This window comes from Pseudomonas sp. NUPR-002 (genome assembly GCF_056322725.1).
The window spans coordinates 3358956-3376780 of record NZ_CM150476.1 but is presented as its reverse complement, the minus strand read 5'-3'; the positions used below and the strand labels follow the sequence as shown (position 1 = coordinate 3376780).

Annotated in this window: 16 protein-coding genes; 7 read left to right on the top strand and 9 right to left on the bottom strand. The window is 61.4% G+C overall.

Annotated features, from left to right (window positions below; all coding sequences use genetic code 11):
- Window positions 1-35 precede the first annotated feature (35 nt).
- Together ACVWSC_RS15305 and ACVWSC_RS15300 are read right to left on the bottom strand one after the other, a co-directional pair.
- A complete protein-coding gene (locus ACVWSC_RS15305; RefSeq protein WP_442107442.1) occupies window positions 36-2264 on the bottom strand; it encodes a C1 family peptidase in 2229 nt (742 codons plus the stop codon).
- Window positions 2265-2331: 67 nt separating this feature from the next.
- Window positions 2332-2658, bottom strand: a complete 327-nt coding sequence (locus ACVWSC_RS15300; protein ID WP_442107440.1) for a cupin domain-containing protein — start codon at window positions 2656-2658, stop codon at window positions 2332-2334.
- A gap of 72 nt (window positions 2659-2730) precedes the next feature.
- Here ACVWSC_RS15300 and ACVWSC_RS15295 point away from each other — a divergent pair, with 72 nt between their 5' ends.
- The 5 genes from ACVWSC_RS15295 to chrA all read left to right on the top strand — a co-directional run bounded on the left by ACVWSC_RS15295 (window position 2731) and on the right by chrA (window position 9677).
- Entirely contained in the window at window positions 2731-4635 is a 1905-nt protein-coding gene (locus ACVWSC_RS15295; RefSeq protein WP_442107438.1) for a M14 family metallopeptidase, read from the top strand.
- An 83-nt stretch (window positions 4636-4718) separates the two neighbouring features.
- On the top strand, window positions 4719-5720 hold the full coding sequence (locus ACVWSC_RS15290; protein WP_442107436.1) for a helix-turn-helix transcriptional regulator: 1002 nt from the start codon (window positions 4719-4721) through the stop codon (window positions 5718-5720).
- Between the two features lie 82 nt (window positions 5721-5802).
- On the top strand, window positions 5803-7545 hold the full coding sequence (locus ACVWSC_RS15285; RefSeq protein ID WP_442107434.1) for an amidohydrolase: 1743 nt from the start codon (window positions 5803-5805) through the stop codon (window positions 7543-7545).
- Window positions 7546-7641: 96 nt separating this feature from the next.
- Window positions 7642-8382 carry a TorF family putative porin gene (locus ACVWSC_RS15280; protein ID WP_442107432.1) on the top strand — a complete coding sequence of 247 codons (741 nt, stop codon included), beginning with the start codon at window positions 7642-7644 and terminating at the stop codon, window positions 8380-8382.
- Between the two features lie 101 nt (window positions 8383-8483).
- On the top strand, window positions 8484-9677 hold the full coding sequence (gene chrA / locus ACVWSC_RS15275; protein ID WP_442107430.1) for a chromate efflux transporter: 1194 nt from the start codon (window positions 8484-8486) through the stop codon (window positions 9675-9677).
- Here chrA and ACVWSC_RS15270 read toward each other — a convergent pair.
- The 4 genes from ACVWSC_RS15270 to ACVWSC_RS15255 all read right to left on the bottom strand — a co-directional run bounded on the left by ACVWSC_RS15270 (window position 9670) and on the right by ACVWSC_RS15255 (window position 13182).
- On the bottom strand, window positions 9670-11562 hold the full coding sequence (locus ACVWSC_RS15270; protein WP_442107428.1) for a tetratricopeptide repeat protein: 1893 nt from the start codon (window positions 11560-11562) through the stop codon (window positions 9670-9672). The genes chrA and ACVWSC_RS15270 overlap by 8 nt on opposite strands.
- An 84-nt stretch (window positions 11563-11646) precedes the next feature.
- Window positions 11647-11943, bottom strand: a complete 297-nt coding sequence (locus ACVWSC_RS15265; RefSeq protein WP_442107426.1) for a DUF7693 family protein — start codon at window positions 11941-11943, stop codon at window positions 11647-11649.
- A gap of 33 nt (window positions 11944-11976) precedes the next feature.
- On the bottom strand, window positions 11977-12363 hold the full coding sequence (locus ACVWSC_RS15260; RefSeq protein WP_442107424.1) for a hypothetical protein: 387 nt from the start codon (window positions 12361-12363) through the stop codon (window positions 11977-11979).
- 84 nt (window positions 12364-12447) lie between these two features.
- On the bottom strand, window positions 12448-13182 hold the full coding sequence (locus ACVWSC_RS15255; protein WP_442107422.1) for a hypothetical protein: 735 nt from the start codon (window positions 13180-13182) through the stop codon (window positions 12448-12450).
- Between the two features lie 124 nt (window positions 13183-13306).
- Here ACVWSC_RS15255 and ACVWSC_RS15250 point away from each other — a divergent pair, with 124 nt between their 5' ends.
- Window positions 13307-13864: a MarR family winged helix-turn-helix transcriptional regulator gene (locus ACVWSC_RS15250; protein WP_442107420.1), complete on the top strand. Its 558-nt coding sequence runs from the start codon at window positions 13307-13309 to the stop codon at window positions 13862-13864.
- Between the two features lie 5 nt (window positions 13865-13869).
- On the top strand, window positions 13870-14550 hold the full coding sequence (locus ACVWSC_RS15245; RefSeq protein WP_442107418.1) for an MOSC domain-containing protein: 681 nt from the start codon (window positions 13870-13872) through the stop codon (window positions 14548-14550).
- A gap of 56 nt (window positions 14551-14606) precedes the next feature.
- Here the strand turns inward: ACVWSC_RS15245 and ACVWSC_RS15240 are convergent, their stop codons facing one another.
- The 3 genes from ACVWSC_RS15240 to ACVWSC_RS15230 all read right to left on the bottom strand — a co-directional run bounded on the left by ACVWSC_RS15240 (window position 14607) and on the right by ACVWSC_RS15230 (window position 17810).
- Complete coding sequence (locus ACVWSC_RS15240) at window positions 14607-15680, bottom strand: NAD(P)-dependent alcohol dehydrogenase (RefSeq protein WP_442107416.1); 1074 nt, start codon at window positions 15678-15680, stop codon at window positions 14607-14609.
- 164 nt (window positions 15681-15844) lie between these two features.
- A complete protein-coding gene (locus ACVWSC_RS15235; RefSeq protein WP_442107414.1) occupies window positions 15845-16660 on the bottom strand; it encodes a gamma-glutamyl-gamma-aminobutyrate hydrolase family protein in 816 nt (271 codons plus the stop codon).
- Between the two features lie 361 nt (window positions 16661-17021).
- Window positions 17022-17810, bottom strand: coding sequence for an amino acid ABC transporter ATP-binding protein (locus tag ACVWSC_RS15230; protein WP_442107412.1), 789 nt, complete (start codon window positions 17808-17810; stop codon window positions 17022-17024).
- Between the last annotated feature and the right edge of the window lie 15 nt (window positions 17811-17825).

Here is a 17825-nt window from a genome sequence, read left to right as displayed (position 1 = left end):
TCGCGGGGCAAGCCCGCTCCCACAAGGGGTAACCCTTAATAGTCCAGCCACTCAATCGGCCCGATCAGCTGCTTGCCGAGTATGCGCATCAGCACAAAAGTGAGTATTTCGATGTTGTTATCGAACGAGCCATGCGTCGCCTGTATCTGCTGGCCGTCGTGGGTGGTGCGCACCCAGGGTGACTGCCAGACACGCAAGCGATCGGGTTTGCTCGGCCAGTTCGCCTGCCACTGTTGCACGCTGGGCAGGCTGCTGGCGTCCCACTGGTCCTTGTCGTTGACAAACGCCGGTTGCAGTGCGCGGGCCATGCCCAATAGCGGCTGTTTGCGCACATCCTCCAACGCCCGCGAAACCAGATACAGCAACGACTTGCCATAGGCCGGAAGCCTAGGGGACGGCAGGCCATCGGCCTTTTCATCTTCATCGCGCAATACGTCGAGCCAGAGCTGGTTGAGACTGAGCACCCCGGTGACTTGCGCGTTGAGGTAGTGCTTCAAGGCAAACTCACTGGAACAGGCGGCGGCAAACAGTTCGCAGCTTTGCACCTTGACCGGCAGCGCGGGGAGCTTGCCCAGCAGATCGAGCAGGTGGCCCAGCAGAATCGAGCCGGCCGAGTGGCCAACCAGGTGCAGCTCCAGTTTGGCCCCTTGCGCTTGCAGGTCAGCGGCCAGTGCTTGCAGGGCCTGGCTCAGTAGATCGAGGCCGTGGCCGGGTTGGCTGCTGTCGCGGGCATTGTTGCGCATCTGCGACCAGATACCGGTGCCGAGCACATGGCCGAGCGCTTCAACCGCGCGGTCCTTGGCCTCGCTGAGGGCATCATCGAGGCCGGCAACCCGTTCATCCTTGCCCCCGAAGAGTTTGCTCCACCAATCGGCGGCCATGTTCGCCAGGGTTTCGCCGGGGCCGGTTTTCCAGGTCATGAACAGCGGGTAAATGCCGTTGGCCAGAAAGTACGGCGCCAGTACGCGGATGCGTTGAATCGAGGCGTCTTCATCGTTCAGCCCGCCGTGGGCGTAGATCACCAGGCGCAGGGTTTTCTTCTGCGCTTGCGTTTGTAGCCAGGCCAGTGGCCGCTCACGCACGGTCTCGTGCACCAGACCCGCGCGGTCCAATGGGCCACGGGTGAAGTCGGTCGGCACGATTTCGCCGTCATTGCCGGTCACCAGGGTCAGTTCGTAAGCCCGCGGCGTGCTGACCGGCTGGTAGCGCGGTTCGTTGAACGGGTGATCGAAGGGCCAGGGATCGTCCACCGGGTTGGCCGGTACCCGCGCCGAACGATCAAGCCCGGTCAGTGAGCGCCCCGAACCGACGCGAAAGGCCGAAGACACCTGATCGAACAATTCCAGCTTGCCCGGCTTGAGGGCGCGCGGGTCCGAGAGTTGTTGCGGCACACCGAGCGCGCAGGCCCAGGCATCGGTGCCGTGGATGACCCAGTCTTCATACGGCAACACGGCAAACCCGGAACGGCCCCAGCGTGTGCCCCAGGAGTTCTGCACCACAAAGCCGCGATGGTCGTAGCCGACAATGGCAAAGGCATGTCCGCCGAGTGAGCCGGGCGATTTGGCGGGCGGTATCAGCGGCAGGCTGTCGAGGCTGTCGGGCACCGCCGTGGCGCGCTTGTGCATCAGCGTTTCCCAGCCGTCGTGGACGCTGGCCGAAACGTAGACGGCGCCGATGTTGAGAATCGCCGCTTGCAGGTCGACCACGGCGTTACGGTTGATGCGGTAGTACACGCCCAAGGGTCTGCTCGCCGCGTCGGTATTCCATTGCGGCAGGGGCCGGACAAAACCCTCGCTGGAGAACGGCCAGTGCTGTTCGCTGCAGACGCCGTGTTTGTGCCAGCCCTTGAGTGCACCGCGGCAACTTGAGCCTTGATAGTCGTCACCGGGCCATTCGTCATAACGTCGCGCCAGTTCGTAGAGCATGCGCGGGCTGACGGCGGCGAAGCTGCCGGTGCCGCCAAAGGTCAAGTGGCGCAACCACAGTAGGTAGTTGACCACACAGGCCAGGCCGAAGCCGGTGCAGGCGCCTTCGTTGCCCTGATCGAGCACCAGCCCTTGGGCCACGTAGCTTTTCAGGTAGGTGGTCAGGTCGGCTTGCACGGGCGCGCACGGCGGCAGTGAACGCAGCGGCGGGGTGTAGGGCAAGTCGCGAAAGTCCAGGCGGTCGGGGCGGGCGTCAAACAGCCGCCCGCTGATGGGCGTGCGGCTGACGGCAGCTTGGGCGGCGGGGCGCTTGACGGCTTTGCTGGTTGATTTGCTCATGCGCTTCTCCTTGCAATGTGAGGGGTTACGTCACAGCACTGCCACGCCTTCGTCCGCGCGAGGGCGTTCACATCTCACCAAAATGCACCGCCAGCCATACGGTGGCGCGGTGGGGGGCGGTCCATTCGACCCGGTGCCGGCAATGGGCAGGAATCTCGACAAAGTCACCGGGCTGCAACACCCGTGAATAATCTTCATGTTCCAGGCGTAGTCCGGCCGCGCCTTTGAGTAGCAGCACCCATTCGCACTGCGGCTGGTCATACCAGAACCCCGCAGGGCTCGCCTGGCCATGGGAGACGATGCGTTCTATACACAAACCGGGGCGCGCCAACAGTTCGTCGAAGTGTTCCTCGGCCTGATCGCAGGGAAGTGGGCTGAACAGGTTGTTGAGCATCGAAGCATGACCCTCGTCTGCGGACCCATTGTGGTCTATCGTGGCTGCTGCCACTCATGATAGGGAATCATCATGAAACACTCGCTTTTGCAGCCGCTGTCTGTCGCCCTGTTGCTGGCTACTGGCGTGCCGGTACTGGCCGCACTGCCCAGTGCGCCATCGTATATCGATGATAGCGCCTACCTGGAGGCAGCCAAGACACGCATTCTGCCGCCGATGTTCGAGCAGGCGCTAACCAGCACTCGCTATATTGCCAAGGCCGACAACCCGCTGATTACGCTAGCTGAAGCCAGCGACTTCAACCAGACCAGCGACTACCTGCAGACGCGTGACTACCTGAACAAGCTGGTAGCTGCTGCCGGCGGCAGCATTGTTTTGCACGACCTGCCGGAGAAAACTGCCGAAGGCCATGCGATGGTCATGGCCATTGCCTCACTGGAGGTCGACAAGTCGCCGGCGGGCTTGAACGAGTCGGGCAAGCCGACGATTTTTGTCGAGGCGCAGATCCATCCCGGCGAAGCGAATGGCAAAGACGCCATGTTCATGCTGCTGCGTGACATGACCACCGGCGACAAGCCTTTGGCGAGCCTGCTGGAAAAGGTCAACATCCTGTTCATTCCTACCGTCAACATCGATGGCGACCTGCGCCGCAGCGCCTATGGGCGGATCAATCAGAACGGCCCGCAGCAGACTGGTTGGCGGGTCAACGGTTTGAATTACAACCTCAACCGTGACTTTACCAAGCTCGACAGCGCCGAGATCCGCAACGTCGCCTGGGTGTTCAACACCTACGACCTGAGTTTTTTTGCCGACACCCATTCCACTGACGGCGCCATGTACCCCTATGACAGTTCTTACTGTCACAACGGAAACGGTTGGTCGCCAGCCAGCAGCGCCTGGATGGATAACGTCATGCACGCGCCGGTGTACCAGGCATTGCAGGCGGACGGGCATGTGGTCCACGAGTGCATCAGCCTCAACGACAACCAGGACCCGACCCAAGGCTACTACCCATACCGCAGCGATTTCGCGCGCTTCTCCAACCAGTACGGAGACATTCGCAACGTTCCGTCGATTCTGATCGAGCAGCACGCCCTGCATCCGTATCGCACCCAGGTGCTGGGCAACTACGTGATGCTCAAGGCCATGATCCAGGTGATTGGCGAGCAATCGGCCTCGCTCAAGGAGGCCATCCGCCAGGACCGCGAGCGCCTGGAAAACCAGCAGGAGGTGATCCTCACCTGGAAGCCGGGCAAGGCCCAGACCACGCCTTTTATCGTTGGTGACTACCGCTACGAACAGTCACCGATCACCGGCGCCAAAACCATCGTCTGGAGCAACAAGCCCAAGTCATTGACCGTACCGGTGACCGGCAATACCGAGCCGGACCTGGTGACCAAGCGCCCGCAGCAGTACGTGGTGCCCGGCCAGTGGCGCGAGGTGATCGCCCGGCTCAAGGCCCACGGTATCCAGATGACCACCCTGGACAAAGCCACGGCCATTGAGGTGACTCTGTACCGCATGGACGAGGTCAAGGTGGCCGGTGGTTTCGAGCCGGACCGTGCGCAAGTCAACCAGATTCCCGGCTATGAAGGACGCTTGCCGGTCAGCGGCGTGGCCAAGCCGTTCCAGCGTTTGCAGACCTTTCCTGCAGGCTCGGTGGTGATCGACCTTGACCAACCGTTGGGGGTGTTGGCGATCAATTTGCTCTATCCGCAAAGCCCTGATTCGTTCTGGGCCTGGGGCTTTTTCAACTCGACCCTGGTGGTTGCCGAGGAACCGGAGGAATACGTGATGGAGCCCATGGCGCGCAAGATGCTCGCCGAAAGTCCGGAACTCAAGGCGGAGTTCGACAAGAAGCTCAAGAGCGACAAGGTTTTTGCCGCCAGCCCCCCTGCGCGCCTGCAGTGGTTTTACCAGCGCACACCGTTTTATGACGTGAATGCGTTTGTGTATCCGGTGGGGGTGGTGTACTGATAGCCATCGCGGGGCAAGCCCACTCGACGCTGTGGGAGCGGGCTTGCCCCGCGATGGCAACCACAACAACAAGAGAGTCCCAGATGCTCGCCGCAGACCTGCCCATGACCACCCTCAAGGCCTTCAATCAGTGCGTGCTGGCACTGGCGCGCTTGGCCAGAGAGGAGGGCGGTTCACACTTCATTGCCGATGGCTTGCGCGCGTTTCGCCAGGTGGTGCCATTCGCCTCGGCCTGGTGGGGCGAAATGTCGGCGGCCGCCGACCGTGTGCCGATGCAAAGCTGGATGCATGGGCGCATCGACCTGCCCGCAGCGTTTGCCAGCGAATGGCGCCAGGTCGCAGGGCAAGACAGCTTTGCTCACGACACCCTGGCAAGGCCCGGCCGGGTGATCCGCGACAGTGAATTCACCGATCCGGTCGAGGCGGTCAATGACTTTGCCCGGCGTTACGACCTCTATCACCTGATGAGCATCACCTTCGAGCTGCCCGAAAGTGGCCTGAGCTTTTTTGTCTGTGTGTACCGGGGCCACCAGGAGCAGGCCTTTACTGCCTGCGAAGAGGGCTTGTTCGACGCTTATTGCGCGCACCTGCTGCAGTCGTGGCGGTTCCAGGTCCAGGACATGATCCGCCTCGACACTGGCAACGGCGCCACTGACTTCGGTGTGGCCCGCCCGGACGGCAGCCTGCTGTACGTCGGTGCACGCCTGTGCGCGGCCATCGAGCGCGAAGTGCCGGGCTGGGATGGCTCGTTGCTGCCGCCGGAGGTCATCGCGCAGTTGACCAAGGCACCCTGTGTGATGCGCCTGGGCCGCTGCACACTGACCCTGAGCCCGAATGCCGAGCATGTGATTCTGTCGCTTGAGTCTCAAGCGCCGGGTGTAATGCTGGCACCGCGTGAACGCACGGCTGCCATGCTGTTTGCCGCCGGCCATTCCTACAAGGAAATCGCCCGCATGTTGTCATTGAGCCCGGCCACAGTGCGCACCTACCTGCGCAATTGCTACGTTCAACTGGGGGTCAAGAGCAAGGTGGAACTGGGCACCGCCCTGCGCTCGGCCGCGCCGCTGGCCGAGAAAATCGCCTGACCCTCCTCATTTGCAGAGGTCCGTTCTTGTGTAGCGCGCGATAGGGTAAGCCCAGAGCCGATAACAACAAGAGAGTGTTCCGATGCAACGATTGATTCCCACGCTGTTGGCCGCGTCCCTGGCCTGTGGTTCCCTGCCGGCAATGGCCGCCGCAGACCTGGTGCTGTTCAACGGCAAGGTGTTCACCGCCGAGCCGGGACAGGCCTTGATGCAGGCGGTAGCGGTCAAGGACGGCAAGATCCTGCAAGTGGGCAGCGACGCGCAGATCACCGCGCTGGCTGACGCCAACACACAACGGATCGACCTGGGTGGCAAGGTGCTGATGCCCGGGATGATCGACACCCATAGCCATCCGGTCATGGGCGCGATGGCCAGCCTCGGCGCCAACCTTGCCGATGAAGTCAAACCGCTGCCGGCACTTGAGCAATGGATACTGGCCGAGCTCAAGGACGGCCGTGGTCGCGCCGGTGATGTCATCCTTATTTCCGGGGTGAGTTCGGCGTACTGGGAGAAGAGCCGCGAGCTGGGGCAGGTGTTCAATCAGGGCCGGTGGGCCGACCAGCCACTGGTGCTCAGCGGCATCGACGGCCACACCGGCTGGGCCAACAGCGCCATGCTTAAACGGTTGAAGATCGATGCCGCACTGGTCAAAGGCATGTCCGAGCAAGACCGCAGCTACGTTGGCCATGAGGCAGACTTTACCCCGAACGGTTATTTCGCCGAGTCTCGCTGGGACAGCGTGCGCAGTCAGGTGCCGGCGGCCAGTGAGGCGTTCATGCTCAAAGCGACCCGCGAGGCGGTGCGCATCAATAACCAGTACGGTGTCACCGCCTGGATGGACGCCGCCGCCAACGCGGGCAGTGATGATTCGTTGTTCGACTTCAAACCCACCGAGCAGAGCGTTGGTGTGTTGCCGCTGTACCGGACCCTGGCCGAGAAAGGCGAGCTCAGCGCCCATGTTGCGGCGTTGTTGATCGCCAACCCCAAGAGCCGGCCGGCAGACCTAGAGGTGCTGGCCAAGGTGGCGAAGTCCTTCGAGGGGGTGCCTAACTTGAGTTTCCCAGGCATCAAGGTCTTCGTTGACGGCGTGCTGGAATACCCAGGGCAGACGGCCGCCATGCTGGAACCCTATAAAAACAGTCAGAAGAACGGCCAGTTGCTGATTGAGCCTGAGCATTTCGGCGAGTTGGTGGCAGCCGCCGAGCAGCGTGACTGGATCGTGCACATGCATGCCGTGGGGGACCGGGCAGTGCGTGAGTCGCTCAACGGTGTGGCCTATGCGCGCACACTCAACGCAGCACCCCGGGCGCACAGTATCAGCCACCTGCAAGTGGTCGATCCGGCGGACTTCCCACGCTTCAAGCAGCTGGGGGTGATCGCCTCCATGCAAATGCTTTGGGCCACCGCCGAGAACTACACGGAGGAGCTGGTCAAACCCTACATCAGCGCTGCGGCCTACAGCCACCAGTACCCGGCCAACTCCCTGCAGCACGCCGGGGCGACCATTGCCGGGGCCAGTGACTGGCCGGTGTCCAGCGCCAACCCATGGAACGCCATTGCCCAGGCCATTACCCGCACAGGGCCGCTGGGGGTACTCAATGCCAAGGAAAGCGTCGACCGTCAGGTCATGTTCCAGGCTTACACCCTCAACGCCGCGAAAACCCTGCGCCTGGACCAGCAGATCGGCTCACTGGCGCCTGGCAAGCAGGCGGACCTGATCGTGCTGGATCGCGATGTGTTCAACGTCAGCAATGAAGAACTGTTCGACACCCAGGTCCTGAAGACCTTCTTCGCCGGCAAGCAGGTTTACGCCCCGGCTTCCTGACCCGCAGCTTGACCCTGCCTGGCACCTTGCACTGCAGGGGGCCGGGTTTCGCCTGCACGTTTTTTGCCCGTAGACCTATAACAATAAGGCTTGTGTATGAACGCACGCACTCTGATTTCCCTGGCCAGCCTGATGTTGGCGCCAATCAGCAGCCAGGCCCTGACCCTCAGTGATGACCTGTCGCTGGAGCTGGAGCTCACCAGCGTCAGCGACTACCGCAGCCGCGGTATCTCCCAGACCCTTGGCGACCCGGCGCTGCAGGCCGGCGCCACCTTGATGCACAGCAGCGGCCTGTACCTTGGGGCCTGGACCTCGAACGTTGATTTCGGTTTTGACTTCAAGACCCGTCAGGAGCTGGACTACTACGCGGGTTGGTACTGGCAGGCGAGCGACGCCATCAGCCTTGATGTCGGCTACATGAAGTACACCTATCCCAAGGAGGGGCAGTTCAACCTCAGCGAGGTGTATGCCGTGCTCGATCTTTACGGGGTGCAACTGGGGGCCTTGTACTCCAACGACACCCCGAACGTCTTTGGCCAGGATCAGGACACCCTGTATACCTACCTGGGTTACAGCTTCGCCTTGCCGGGCGAGGTGGGCCTGGCGCTACGGGCCGGGCGCAACGATGTAAAAGACCCCGCGTACTGGTCGGCCAGTGGCGATGACCGGCAGGCCTATTACGAGTGGGAAGTAAAGCTCACCCGTGAATTCGTCGGCGTTACCTGGGGGCTGAGCTATATCGACACCGACCTGTCGAAAAGCGAATGCCTGAGCTGGTATGGCTATGACGACCTGTGCTCGGCAACCGTGGTCGCCAGCGCCAGCAAAACCTTCTGACTCGGTAGGAGCGGGCTTGCCCCGCGATTTGATGTGACTGGTCCAGAGCAATCGCACAGGTTCGTGTATTGTTCGAGGCGTGTTTTTCAGAAGAACAGTCCATGGCCCTCAACCTTGCTTGCAGCCCCAGGCAGATATTCCTCATCTTCCTGCGCCTGGGTTTGACGTCTTTCGGCGGGCCGGTCGCCCACCTTGGCTTCTTTCGCGAGGAGTTCGTCGGCCGCCGCAGATGGCTGAGCGAGCGCAGTTACGCCGATTTGGTGGCGCTCTGTCAGTTCCTGCCGGGTCCGGCCAGCAGTCAGGTCGGGATTGCTCTGGGGTTGTCGCAAGCGGGGTACCGTGGCGCCTTGGCGGCCTGGGTTGGTTTTACCCTGCCATCGGCCCTGGCGCTGACGCTGTTCGCCTTGGGCCTTGCCGGGTTCGCGGATGCCTTGCCTGCGGGGGTGCTGCATGGGCTGAAAGTCGCCGCCGTCGCGGTGGTCGCCCAGGCAGTCTGGGGCATGGCACGTAATCTGTGTACTGACGCTTCGCGGCTGTCGCTGATGGCCGTTGCCACCTGCCTGGTGCTGCTGGTGCCCTCGGCCTGGGCGCAGGTGGTGGTGATTGCCCTGGCCGCGCTCATCGGTCTGGTGATGTTCAAACCAGCACAAACGTTGGCGCACGAGCCGCTGCCTATCGGCATCAGCCGTGGCGCCGGTGCTGGCTGGCTGATGGTGTTTCTTGCTTTGCTGCTGGGGCTGCCGCTGCTGTCTGAACTGTGGCCGAGCCAGGCCTTGAATGTGTTCGATGCCTTCTACCGTACCGGCTCGCTGGTATTTGGCGGCGGCCATGTGATGTTGCCGTTGCTGCAGGCGGAAGTGGTGCCCAATGGCTGGGTGAGCAACGCGACCTTTGTTGCGGGCTACGGTGCCACTCAGGCGGTACCGGGGCCGTTGTTTACCTTCGCTGCGTTTCTCGGTGCATCGATGCCGGCACCGTTGTCTGGCTGGTTGGGTAGCCTGCTGTGCCTGGTGGCGATTTTCCTGCCGTCGTTTCTGCTGGTGTTTGCCGCGCTGCCATTCTGGGAGCAGTTGCGCACCAATATGCGCATGCAAGCGGCCATGCAAGGGGTCAACGCGGCAGTGGTCGGCCTGTTGCTGGCAGCGTTGTATCGACCGGTGTGGACCAGCGCGATCCTGCAGCCAAGCGACTTTGGCCTGGCGCTGCTCGCGCTGGTGGCGTTGCTGTTCTGGCGCGTGCCCGCCTGGCTGGTGGTTGTCGGGTGTGGCGCAGCCGGTGGATTGTTTTTTAGCTGACCTCCAGGCCCATCATGACAAAGTCGCGCTGCTGGCGGCTCTGTTTGTGTTGCAGCGACAGCATGCAGTAGCCGTTGTAATGGGTTTTGAAGGCGTTGAAACCCTGGTTACTGCCTTTGTTGGTCTGGCCGTTGATGCCGTAGTGTTCGAATTGAATGTTGATGTCGCAGTGATCGTGCAGATCGAGGACCTGTCCTTGTACCGTCAACAATAACGTGCCGGTATCTGACAGGTTCAAGGCATTGACGGCATTCTTGAAATTGCCGAGGCGTTCATAGCACTTGAAAATCAGCGGCATGGGCGCACCATCAAGATCGATCACGCCGATGCCGATAGGGTCATTACCCGGTTTCGGGATGTAGTGTTGGGTGCCGTTATAGTCAAGCAGGTAGGAAATGTCGTCGAACACCGTGATGGTCAAGGCGATGGTTCTGTGCCAGCCGATGTCGATCAGGCCGATGCAGTCGTTGATGTCGTAGTTTGCCAGGGTGCTTTGCAGATGCCTGACCAGCAACGCGGCACCGAGCGGGTCGCCCTGTACTAACAGACTCAAGGCCAGCCCCTGCTGCGCCAGGCTGTTGTCGGGTGTCTGCGCCAGGCATTGGCGAAACAACGCCTGGGCTTCGTCGTATTCGCCAAAGAAACGCTTGATTTCGCCTTTTTGTGACAGCGCCTGCGGCAACTCAGGCTCAAGCAACAGGCAAGTGTCAATGTGCTTGGCCGCCTGGAGCCAACCGTTCTGGTTGAACAAGCAAATACTCAAGTTGAGGTGGGCCGAGCTGAAGTCAGGGGCGGCGTTGACGGCCTGTTCGAAGTAACCAGTGGCTGCCTGGTAATCGGCTTGCATCAGGCAGCAGACGCCGAGGTTGTAGAGAATCACCGCGTCTTCGGGTTTGAAGTGATTGGCTGATTTGAGCAAATCCAGGGCGCGGCGGTGATCACCTTTCTCGCCGAGGCATGAACCTTTGATGGCGAATGCGTAGGCCGAATTCGGGTACCTGGCCAAGGCTTTGTCGCAATAGGCGATGGCTGCGTCGAGCTGGTCGCTGGCGTGCAGAATGGCTGCGCACTTGGTAAACAGCGCTTCGGTTTCCAGCAGCGTCGCCAACTCCTGGTAGAGGGTAATCGCGCGCTGATGATCGCCGATGTCCAGATACGCCTGGGCCTGAGCGATTTTCGCCTGCAGCGTGTCGAGGATCTGCTCTTCGCCGATGCCGATGATATCGACGAAGTCTTTGCTGGAGCGGGCGACGCGGTTAGCGGTCTTGGTATTGAGCAGGTCCAGCACTTCCTGCTTGTTGATGTAGCCACGCCGTTGCCGACGCTCGCCGGCCAGGCGGTAGAGTTCATTGAAGCAGGATTCGACATCGATCAGCATACCGCTCGCCAGGCCCCAGGCTGCCAGCGTGTACTTGATGACCTGTGGCAGATTGCTTTCTGGAAGCTCATTCACATACCAGGTCGCGGGAATACTGGCGCTGCCTTTGATCTTGTAGCGTTTGAGCAATGTGTCGAAGTCTTCGCGCACTTTGGCTTTTGTCGCGTCACTCTCCAGCGACTGTTCAACCTCGCGGTATTGACTGAGGTAAGTGAGCAGCGTTTTCAGGCTGTTATCGGTTCGTGAACCGATCAGCGTCTTGTCCGGCCCCATGTGCCGCTTGGCCATCGGCACACTGAGGGTGGGGATCTTTACCTGCAGAGCCATCTTGCGCGACGCATGGAGCAGGGTGAAATCATCATCGGTTTCGATACCCAAGGCCTGGAAGCTGGCGTCACCAAGATGCTGGGCAAGGTAGTACAGGGCACACAGATCCTGGTAGACGAAACCGCTGGAGGCATTGGCGCCACCGGTTTTCGCTTTGCTGAAGTAGTTGCTGGCGTCCATGTACAGAGCGGCTCCTTGGGGCAATGCGCGATCGAGGGGGCGATCCTAACATCCGCGCGTTGCTCCGTAGTACTGAACTGCAGCTCACTGCGCCTTGAGCAATCGCTCGATCTGCGCCATTTCCCAAGTGCTGAGCAAACTCACCGGGTCGGTGCCATAGCGCTGCCAGGTGTCGGCTGAGCCCTGACGGCCATCGGGGTGCAGGCACTGTTCACAGTGGTGCAGACGGTTGCCTTCGAAGTCCAGCAGCAGTTGCCAGCCTTCGATCTCTACCTGCACCTGACCGCTCGCCGCTACGGGGACTGGGCGGCCCATCAGGCGCACGCCGAGGGCGACGTCGCGCAATTGCTGGTAAACCTCACGGGGCGAAAGGGCGGACATCGGTACACTGTTCCTGTAAAGGGGAATGGGCGCTCAGGTATCACGCAGCAGGTCGTTGGCATCCAGCAGCCGGTAGGCAATCTCCGGCTGGCGCTCAAGGGCCCGGCGGATCGCGGCGGGAATGTTTTGCCGGGTCTTGCGGCACAGGCCCGGTTGCTCGGCAAGCTGGATGTTGAAGCCGCGCATGGTGCGCACTTCGTTGTCACTGGGGCTGATCTGCAGGCGGATGCCGAGGTTCTCGAAGAGCTTGCGCTGCATGTGCTCAAGGTCAGCCAGGCTCTGCAGGTTTTCCAGACGCTCCAGCAGACGCTTTTCCTCCTGGCGCGTAAGCAGCAGGATGCGCGGGTCCTGCAGCGTGTCACGGCCGCAATCGCAGGCGCCGGGTGGGCAAGGGGAGCGGGTTGGCAAGGAGGCGTTCATGCTTTGCAGCATAGCGACCCGCAGGGGCTTTTGCCCAGAGGCGCGCCGCGACGGGGCGTCGGGCGGCGCGCCGGTTGGCGAGGCTTACTCTTGCTTGAGTTTCCAGGTGCCTGGCAGCGACAGGTCACCGGAGCTGATGTCCCACACACTGCTGACGCACAGCAGCGGGTCGTGCAGGTCAGCATTGACCTTGAGTGCGGCAGTCACACCGTCATAGTTGAAGCGCTGCGGGAAGCCCACTGCCGCCAGCGGCACACTGATCTGCGCGGCATTCTTGTCCACGCTCAGGGCGTAGCCGGGGGAGTCGATGTAGATCGGTGCGCCAGGCCAGGTGGCCGGCAGTTTCGGTTGTGCGCCTTTAGGGATGTCACGCACTTTCAGGCCGCTGGGGCCGCAACTGGCGTCCTTGCTCAGCACCACCCAATGGGAATGCCACAGGCCGCCGTCGTTGTCGGTTTTGCCGTCGCGGTTTTCATCGAGCTGTGGGGTGTCATCGAAGTCCGGGTGAGAGGTCAGCGCCAGGGCGAGGATGCCGGCCTTGGCCTCGAAGCCGACGCTGCTGCTGTCCAGGCTGGTGGGCCAGACATAGCTGTAGACCTCGGCACCGGCGAATGCGCCTTTGGCGCTGGGCAGGCGGCTACCGGCCTTGCCGTCGACCAGTTGTTCGAACACCAGGTTGTCGCCTTGTTTGAAGACCCGAGTCTGAACCAGGTCGAAGGCCGCTTCGGCATTGCCTTTGGCGCTGCTGATACCGGGGGATTCGTGGGCCCAGACCTGGGTGGCGAGCAGGCTGAGGGTGAAGGCGAGGGTGCGTTTCATGGTAGGGCTCCTGTGGGCATTTGGTTTCGAATCGATACCAAATAGCCTAAGCTCATCCAGGTCTTTGTCAATATAGTTTTTATTCGATACTATCTATCGACCCTATCAATCGAGGCCAGCTGCCGTGTTATTCGATCTGTTGGAACGGCTGTCGAGCCTGACCCGCGTCTGGTTCCGCCAGCACCCGCTATTGGCCGACCTGCAGCCGATCCAGCTGAGCGCCTTGCTGTACCTGGCACGCTGCAACCGTTACTCCAACACGCCGTTGGCGGTCACCGAGTACCTGGGCCTGACCAAGGGCACGGTGTCGCAATCGCTCAAAGCCTTGGAGGCCAAGGGTTTGATCGTCAAGACCCAGGACCAGGCCGACAAACGCAGCGTGCACCTGAGCCTGACCGAAGCGGCCCGGGCATTGCTCGCGGCGGTGATGCCGCCGGATTTTCTCGTCACCGCAATGGCGCGAATGGGTACCGATGCGCAAGCGCTGGAGGGTTTGCTCAGCGACTTGCTGCGCAGCATTCAGCGCAGCGAAAACGTGCCGGGCTTCGGCCTGTGCAAGACCTGCCGCTTTCACCGCCAGACCGCCAGTGGCGGCTTTTGCGAATTGACCCAAGAGCCGTTGACGCCCCCTGAGCGCGAGCTGATCTGCCGCGAACACCAACTTGCCGAACTGACGGAGTGATACCCATGAAGCTTGACGCTGTCTTGACCGGTAAAGCCGTGCCGTTCACCCGCCCGGGATCTTCCAGTGCAATTGCCAAGCAGCCACGCAGTGGTGAGGTGGCGGTGACCGAACTGGGGCTTGCCGGTGACGAGCAGGGTGACCTGCGTGTGCACGGAGGCAAGGACAAGGCGATCCATCATTACCCGCGCGAGCACTACGCGCTGTGGGCGGCTGAGTTGGGCGAGCATCCGTTACTGCAGGCGCCAGGCGCGTTTGGTGAGAACCTCAGTACCCGCGGCTGGACCGAGCATACGCTGTGCCTGGGGGATCGCCTGCGGGTGGGTAGCGCGTTGCTGGAAGTGTCCCAGGGGCGGATGCCGTGCTGGAAACTCAATGACCGTTTTCAGGTCAAGGACATGGCCCTGCGTGTGCAGCAGACTGGCCGTACCGGCTGGTATTACCGGGTGCTGGAGGAGGGCGTATTGGCCGCAGGTGCTTCGTTCGAGCTGATCGAGCGACCGCATCCGCAGTGGTCGGTGGCGCGCTTGTCGTCGGTGTTGTTCGACAAGCGGGTCGACCTTGAGATTATTCGTCAGTGTTTGGAGTTGCCGCTGGTGCCGTCGTGGCGACGGACCCTGGAGCGGCGCCTGGAACAAGCCGTAGTGGAAGATTGGGCGCCGCGGTTGCAGGGGCCGTTGGGGTGAGGTTTATCGCGGGGCAAACCCGCTCCTACAGGAGCCGGCTTGCCCCGCGAAACGCATCACGGCGTAATCGCAACCTTCATCACCCCATCACGCTGATGGGCGAACAGTTCGTAAGCCGCCTCGATGTCATCGAGTTTGAAGCGGTGAGTGACCAGCGGCTTAAGATCAACGCTGCCACTGCCCACCACTTCCATCAAGCGGCGCATGCGTTCCTTACCGCCGGGGCACAAGGTGCTGACGATGCTGTAGTCGCCCAGCCCCGCGCCGAAGGCCGAGAGCGGAATGGTCAGGTCGGAGGAATACACACCCAGGCTCGACAGGGTGCCGCCCGGGCGCAGAATGCGTAGCGCCGACTCGAAGGTTGACTGCGTGCCCAAGGCTTCGATGGCCACATCCACGCCACGCCCGTGGGTCAGGGCCATGATCTGCTCGACCACATTGCCTTGCTTGAAGTCGACCACATGGGTGGCCCCCAACTGGCGGGCAACCGTCAGGCGGGCGGCAACGGTGTCGACACCAATGATGGTCGTTGCGCCCATTAGCCGCGCTCCGGCCACCGCGCACAGGCCGATCGGGCCGAGGGCGAACACCGCCACGGTATCGCCGATGCGCACGCCACCACGTTCGGCGCCGGAAAAGCCGGTGGACATGATGTCCGGACACATCAGCACTTGTTCGTCGGTCAGATCGTCGGGGATCGGCGACAGGTTGGCCATGGCATCGGGTACCAGCACGTACTCGGCCTGGCAGCCATCGATGGTATTGCCGAACTTCCAGCCACCGGCGGCGCGAAAGCCGTGGGGAGTGCCGGGGCCGTCCTGGGAGGCGCAGCCACACAAACAGGCATAACTGTGGCCGCTGGGGGTAATGGCTCCGGCGATGACCCGTTGGCCTTCGGTGAAGCCTTGAACCTGGCTGCCGAGTTTTTCAATGATACCGACCGGTTCGTGACCGATGGTCAGGCGTTTGGCCACCGGATACTCGCCGCGCAGGATGTGCACGTCGGTTCCGCAGATGGTAGTGGTGGTGATGCGCAGCAGGGCGTCGGAGGGTCCGACGTCGGGGATCGGTTTTTCATCCAGAACGATACGGTTCTTTTCGACGAAAATTGCCGCTTTCATGCGGGACATGGCCATTTCTCCTGAGCAGGTGTGCGTGGCTGGGTCGTGCAGTCAACGCTCAGGGTGCGCCCTTGGTTGGGCTAAGGCTAGTGATTGGGATCAATAAACGCATCGCGGGGCAAGCCCGCTCCCACCAGCTTGGTAGGAGCGGGCTTGCCCCGCGATTGCGTGAATCAGGCCGCCGAGCTCAGCTTAGTGCCGCCTTCAGCTCTGGCCACCTGCTTTCGGCAGGCATCACCGAAGGCTTCGAACATCTTCACCGAGTCCGGGTTCTTCGCCGCTTGCCATTCTGGGTGCCACTGTACGGCAAACAGGAATGGCGACAGGCTTGGCGCATGAATCGCCTCGACCAGGCCGTCTTCAGCGAAAGCCAGCGGCTCGATGCCTTTGCCGAGGTTTTTCAGGCCTTGGCCGTGTAGCGAGTTGACGCGAATCTCATCGCTTTTCAGCAGCTTCTGCAACCAGCTGCCTTGCTCCAGACGCACGCTGTGAACGGCGCTGTACTGCACGTCTACCGGATCTTCCGGGTTTTCCCGGTGATCGTTGAAGCCGGCTTCAGCGTATACCTTCTGGTAGATGTCGCCACCCAAGGCTACGTTGATTTCCTGCATGCCACGGCAGATACCGAAAATCGGCAGGCCACGGGCAATGGCGGCTTTCACCAACGGCATGTCGAACAGGTCGCGGTCACGATCCTGGCCTTTGCCGGGGGTTTCGTTTTCCTGGCCATACAGTGCTGGGTCGATGTTGCTGCCGGCACCGGTCAGGTATACGCCATCTGCCATGTCCAGGTAGGTTTCGAGGTCTTCGATACCGCAGCAAGTTGGTACCAGGACGGGTACGCAACCGGCATGTTCAACCAGCGGCACGATGTATTTGTGGGTCATGACCTGATAGTCGTGGCCTTTGCGCTCTTGGGCGCCCATGGTCATCAGGACAACGGGTTTACGCAGGGTCTGTTTCTTATTGCCAATGTTGCTGTTGGGCATATGTCACCTTTGGACAGGCGCAGCCTGTCATTATTGTGCAGGCGCGCAGCTGAAACCTTTGCGCTACCTGAGGTTTCGAGCACTGCCGGAAGGGCTCAGAGGGCCAGATATTCCGGTCGAAACCTGTGATACAGCTTGCCAGAGCCGTTTAATATGTCAAACGACTTCAGATTGCGTGGGCGAAGCTTATCATTGCCTTGGTGCAATTATTGGTCTGCAGCCCTTGTCCGTCGGGGCTGCCAGCAACAGCGGCGGTTAATTATAGTTGACGGCAAGCCGGTAGGAGCGGGCTTGCCCCGCGAAGCGATGTTGCTGACACATCACAATCGCGGGGCAAGCCCGCTCCTACACTGCGATTGCATCAATGCAAAATCTGCGCAAGGAAGCCCTTGGCCCGTGCACTCTGCGGATTATTGAAAAACGCCTCAGGGCTGGCATCTTCGATAATCTGCCCACCGTCGAGAAACAGCACGCGCTCCGCCACCTGACGGGCAAAGCCCATCTCATGGGTGACGCAGAGCATGGTCATGCCGGTATCGGCCAGCTTCACCAGCACGTCCAGCACCTCAGCCACCATCTCCGGATCAAGTGCCGAGGTGGGTTCATCGAACAGCATGATTTTCGGCTTCATGCACAGTGCCCTGGCGATGGCCACGCGCTGTTGCTGGCCCCCGGACAATTGGCTGGGGTACTTGTTGGCCTGGCTCTCGATGCCCACTTTGTTCAGGTAGAAGCGCGCACGTTCTTCGGCGTCCTTGCGGCTAAGGCCGCGCACGGTCATCGGCGCCAGGGTGCAGTTGTCGAGCACGCTCATGTGCGGGAACAAATTGAAGTGCTGGAACACCATGCCAATTTCGCTGCGCACCTCGGCGGCCTGGCGGGTGGTCAGTGCCAGGTCGGTGTCGTGAACGCGGATCTGGCCTTTTTCAGCGATTTCCAAGCGGTTGATGCAGCGAATCAAGGTGGATTTGCCGGAGCCGGACGGTCCGCACAGCACGATGCGTTCGCCTTCGCGCACGCTGAGGTTGATGTCGCGTAGTACATGGTAGGCACCGTAGTGCTTGTTCAGGCCTTCGATGCCGATCACGATTTTACGTGGGTCGGTTATGGGGGCTACGTGGCTTGCTGCAAGGCTCAGTGAAGCGGTCATATTGTTATTCTCCCG

Bases quoted from the DNA above. Each gene is read 5' to 3' on its own strand.
- ACVWSC_RS15305 (WP_442107442.1), bottom strand. From the start codon at position 2,264: ATGAGCAAATCAACCAGCAAAGCCGTCAAGCGCCCCGCCGCCCAAGCT.
- ACVWSC_RS15300 (WP_442107440.1), bottom strand. From the start codon at position 2,658: ATGCTCAACAACCTGTTCAGCCCACTTCCCTGCGATCAGGCCGAGGAA.
- ACVWSC_RS15295 (WP_442107438.1), top strand. From the start codon at position 2,731: ATGAAACACTCGCTTTTGCAGCCGCTGTCTGTCGCCCTGTTGCTGGCT.
- ACVWSC_RS15290 (WP_442107436.1), top strand. From the start codon at position 4,719: ATGCTCGCCGCAGACCTGCCCATGACCACCCTCAAGGCCTTCAATCAG.
- ACVWSC_RS15285 (WP_442107434.1), top strand. From the start codon at position 5,803: ATGCAACGATTGATTCCCACGCTGTTGGCCGCGTCCCTGGCCTGTGGT.
- ACVWSC_RS15280 (WP_442107432.1), top strand. From the start codon at position 7,642: ATGAACGCACGCACTCTGATTTCCCTGGCCAGCCTGATGTTGGCGCCA.
- chrA (WP_442107430.1), top strand. From the start codon at position 8,484: ATGGCCCTCAACCTTGCTTGCAGCCCCAGGCAGATATTCCTCATCTTC.
- ACVWSC_RS15270 (WP_442107428.1), bottom strand. From the start codon at position 11,562: ATGGACGCCAGCAACTACTTCAGCAAAGCGAAAACCGGTGGCGCCAAT.
- ACVWSC_RS15265 (WP_442107426.1), bottom strand. From the start codon at position 11,943: ATGTCCGCCCTTTCGCCCCGTGAGGTTTACCAGCAATTGCGCGACGTC.
- ACVWSC_RS15260 (WP_442107424.1), bottom strand. From the start codon at position 12,363: ATGAACGCCTCCTTGCCAACCCGCTCCCCTTGCCCACCCGGCGCCTGC.
- ACVWSC_RS15255 (WP_442107422.1), bottom strand. From the start codon at position 13,182: ATGAAACGCACCCTCGCCTTCACCCTCAGCCTGCTCGCCACCCAGGTC.
- ACVWSC_RS15245 (WP_442107418.1), top strand. From the start codon at position 13,870: ATGAAGCTTGACGCTGTCTTGACCGGTAAAGCCGTGCCGTTCACCCGC.
- ACVWSC_RS15240 (WP_442107416.1), bottom strand. From the start codon at position 15,680: ATGTCCCGCATGAAAGCGGCAATTTTCGTCGAAAAGAACCGTATCGTT.
- ACVWSC_RS15235 (WP_442107414.1), bottom strand. From the start codon at position 16,660: ATGCCCAACAGCAACATTGGCAATAAGAAACAGACCCTGCGTAAACCC.
- ACVWSC_RS15230 (WP_442107412.1), bottom strand. From the start codon at position 17,810: ATGACCGCTTCACTGAGCCTTGCAGCAAGCCACGTAGCCCCCATAACC.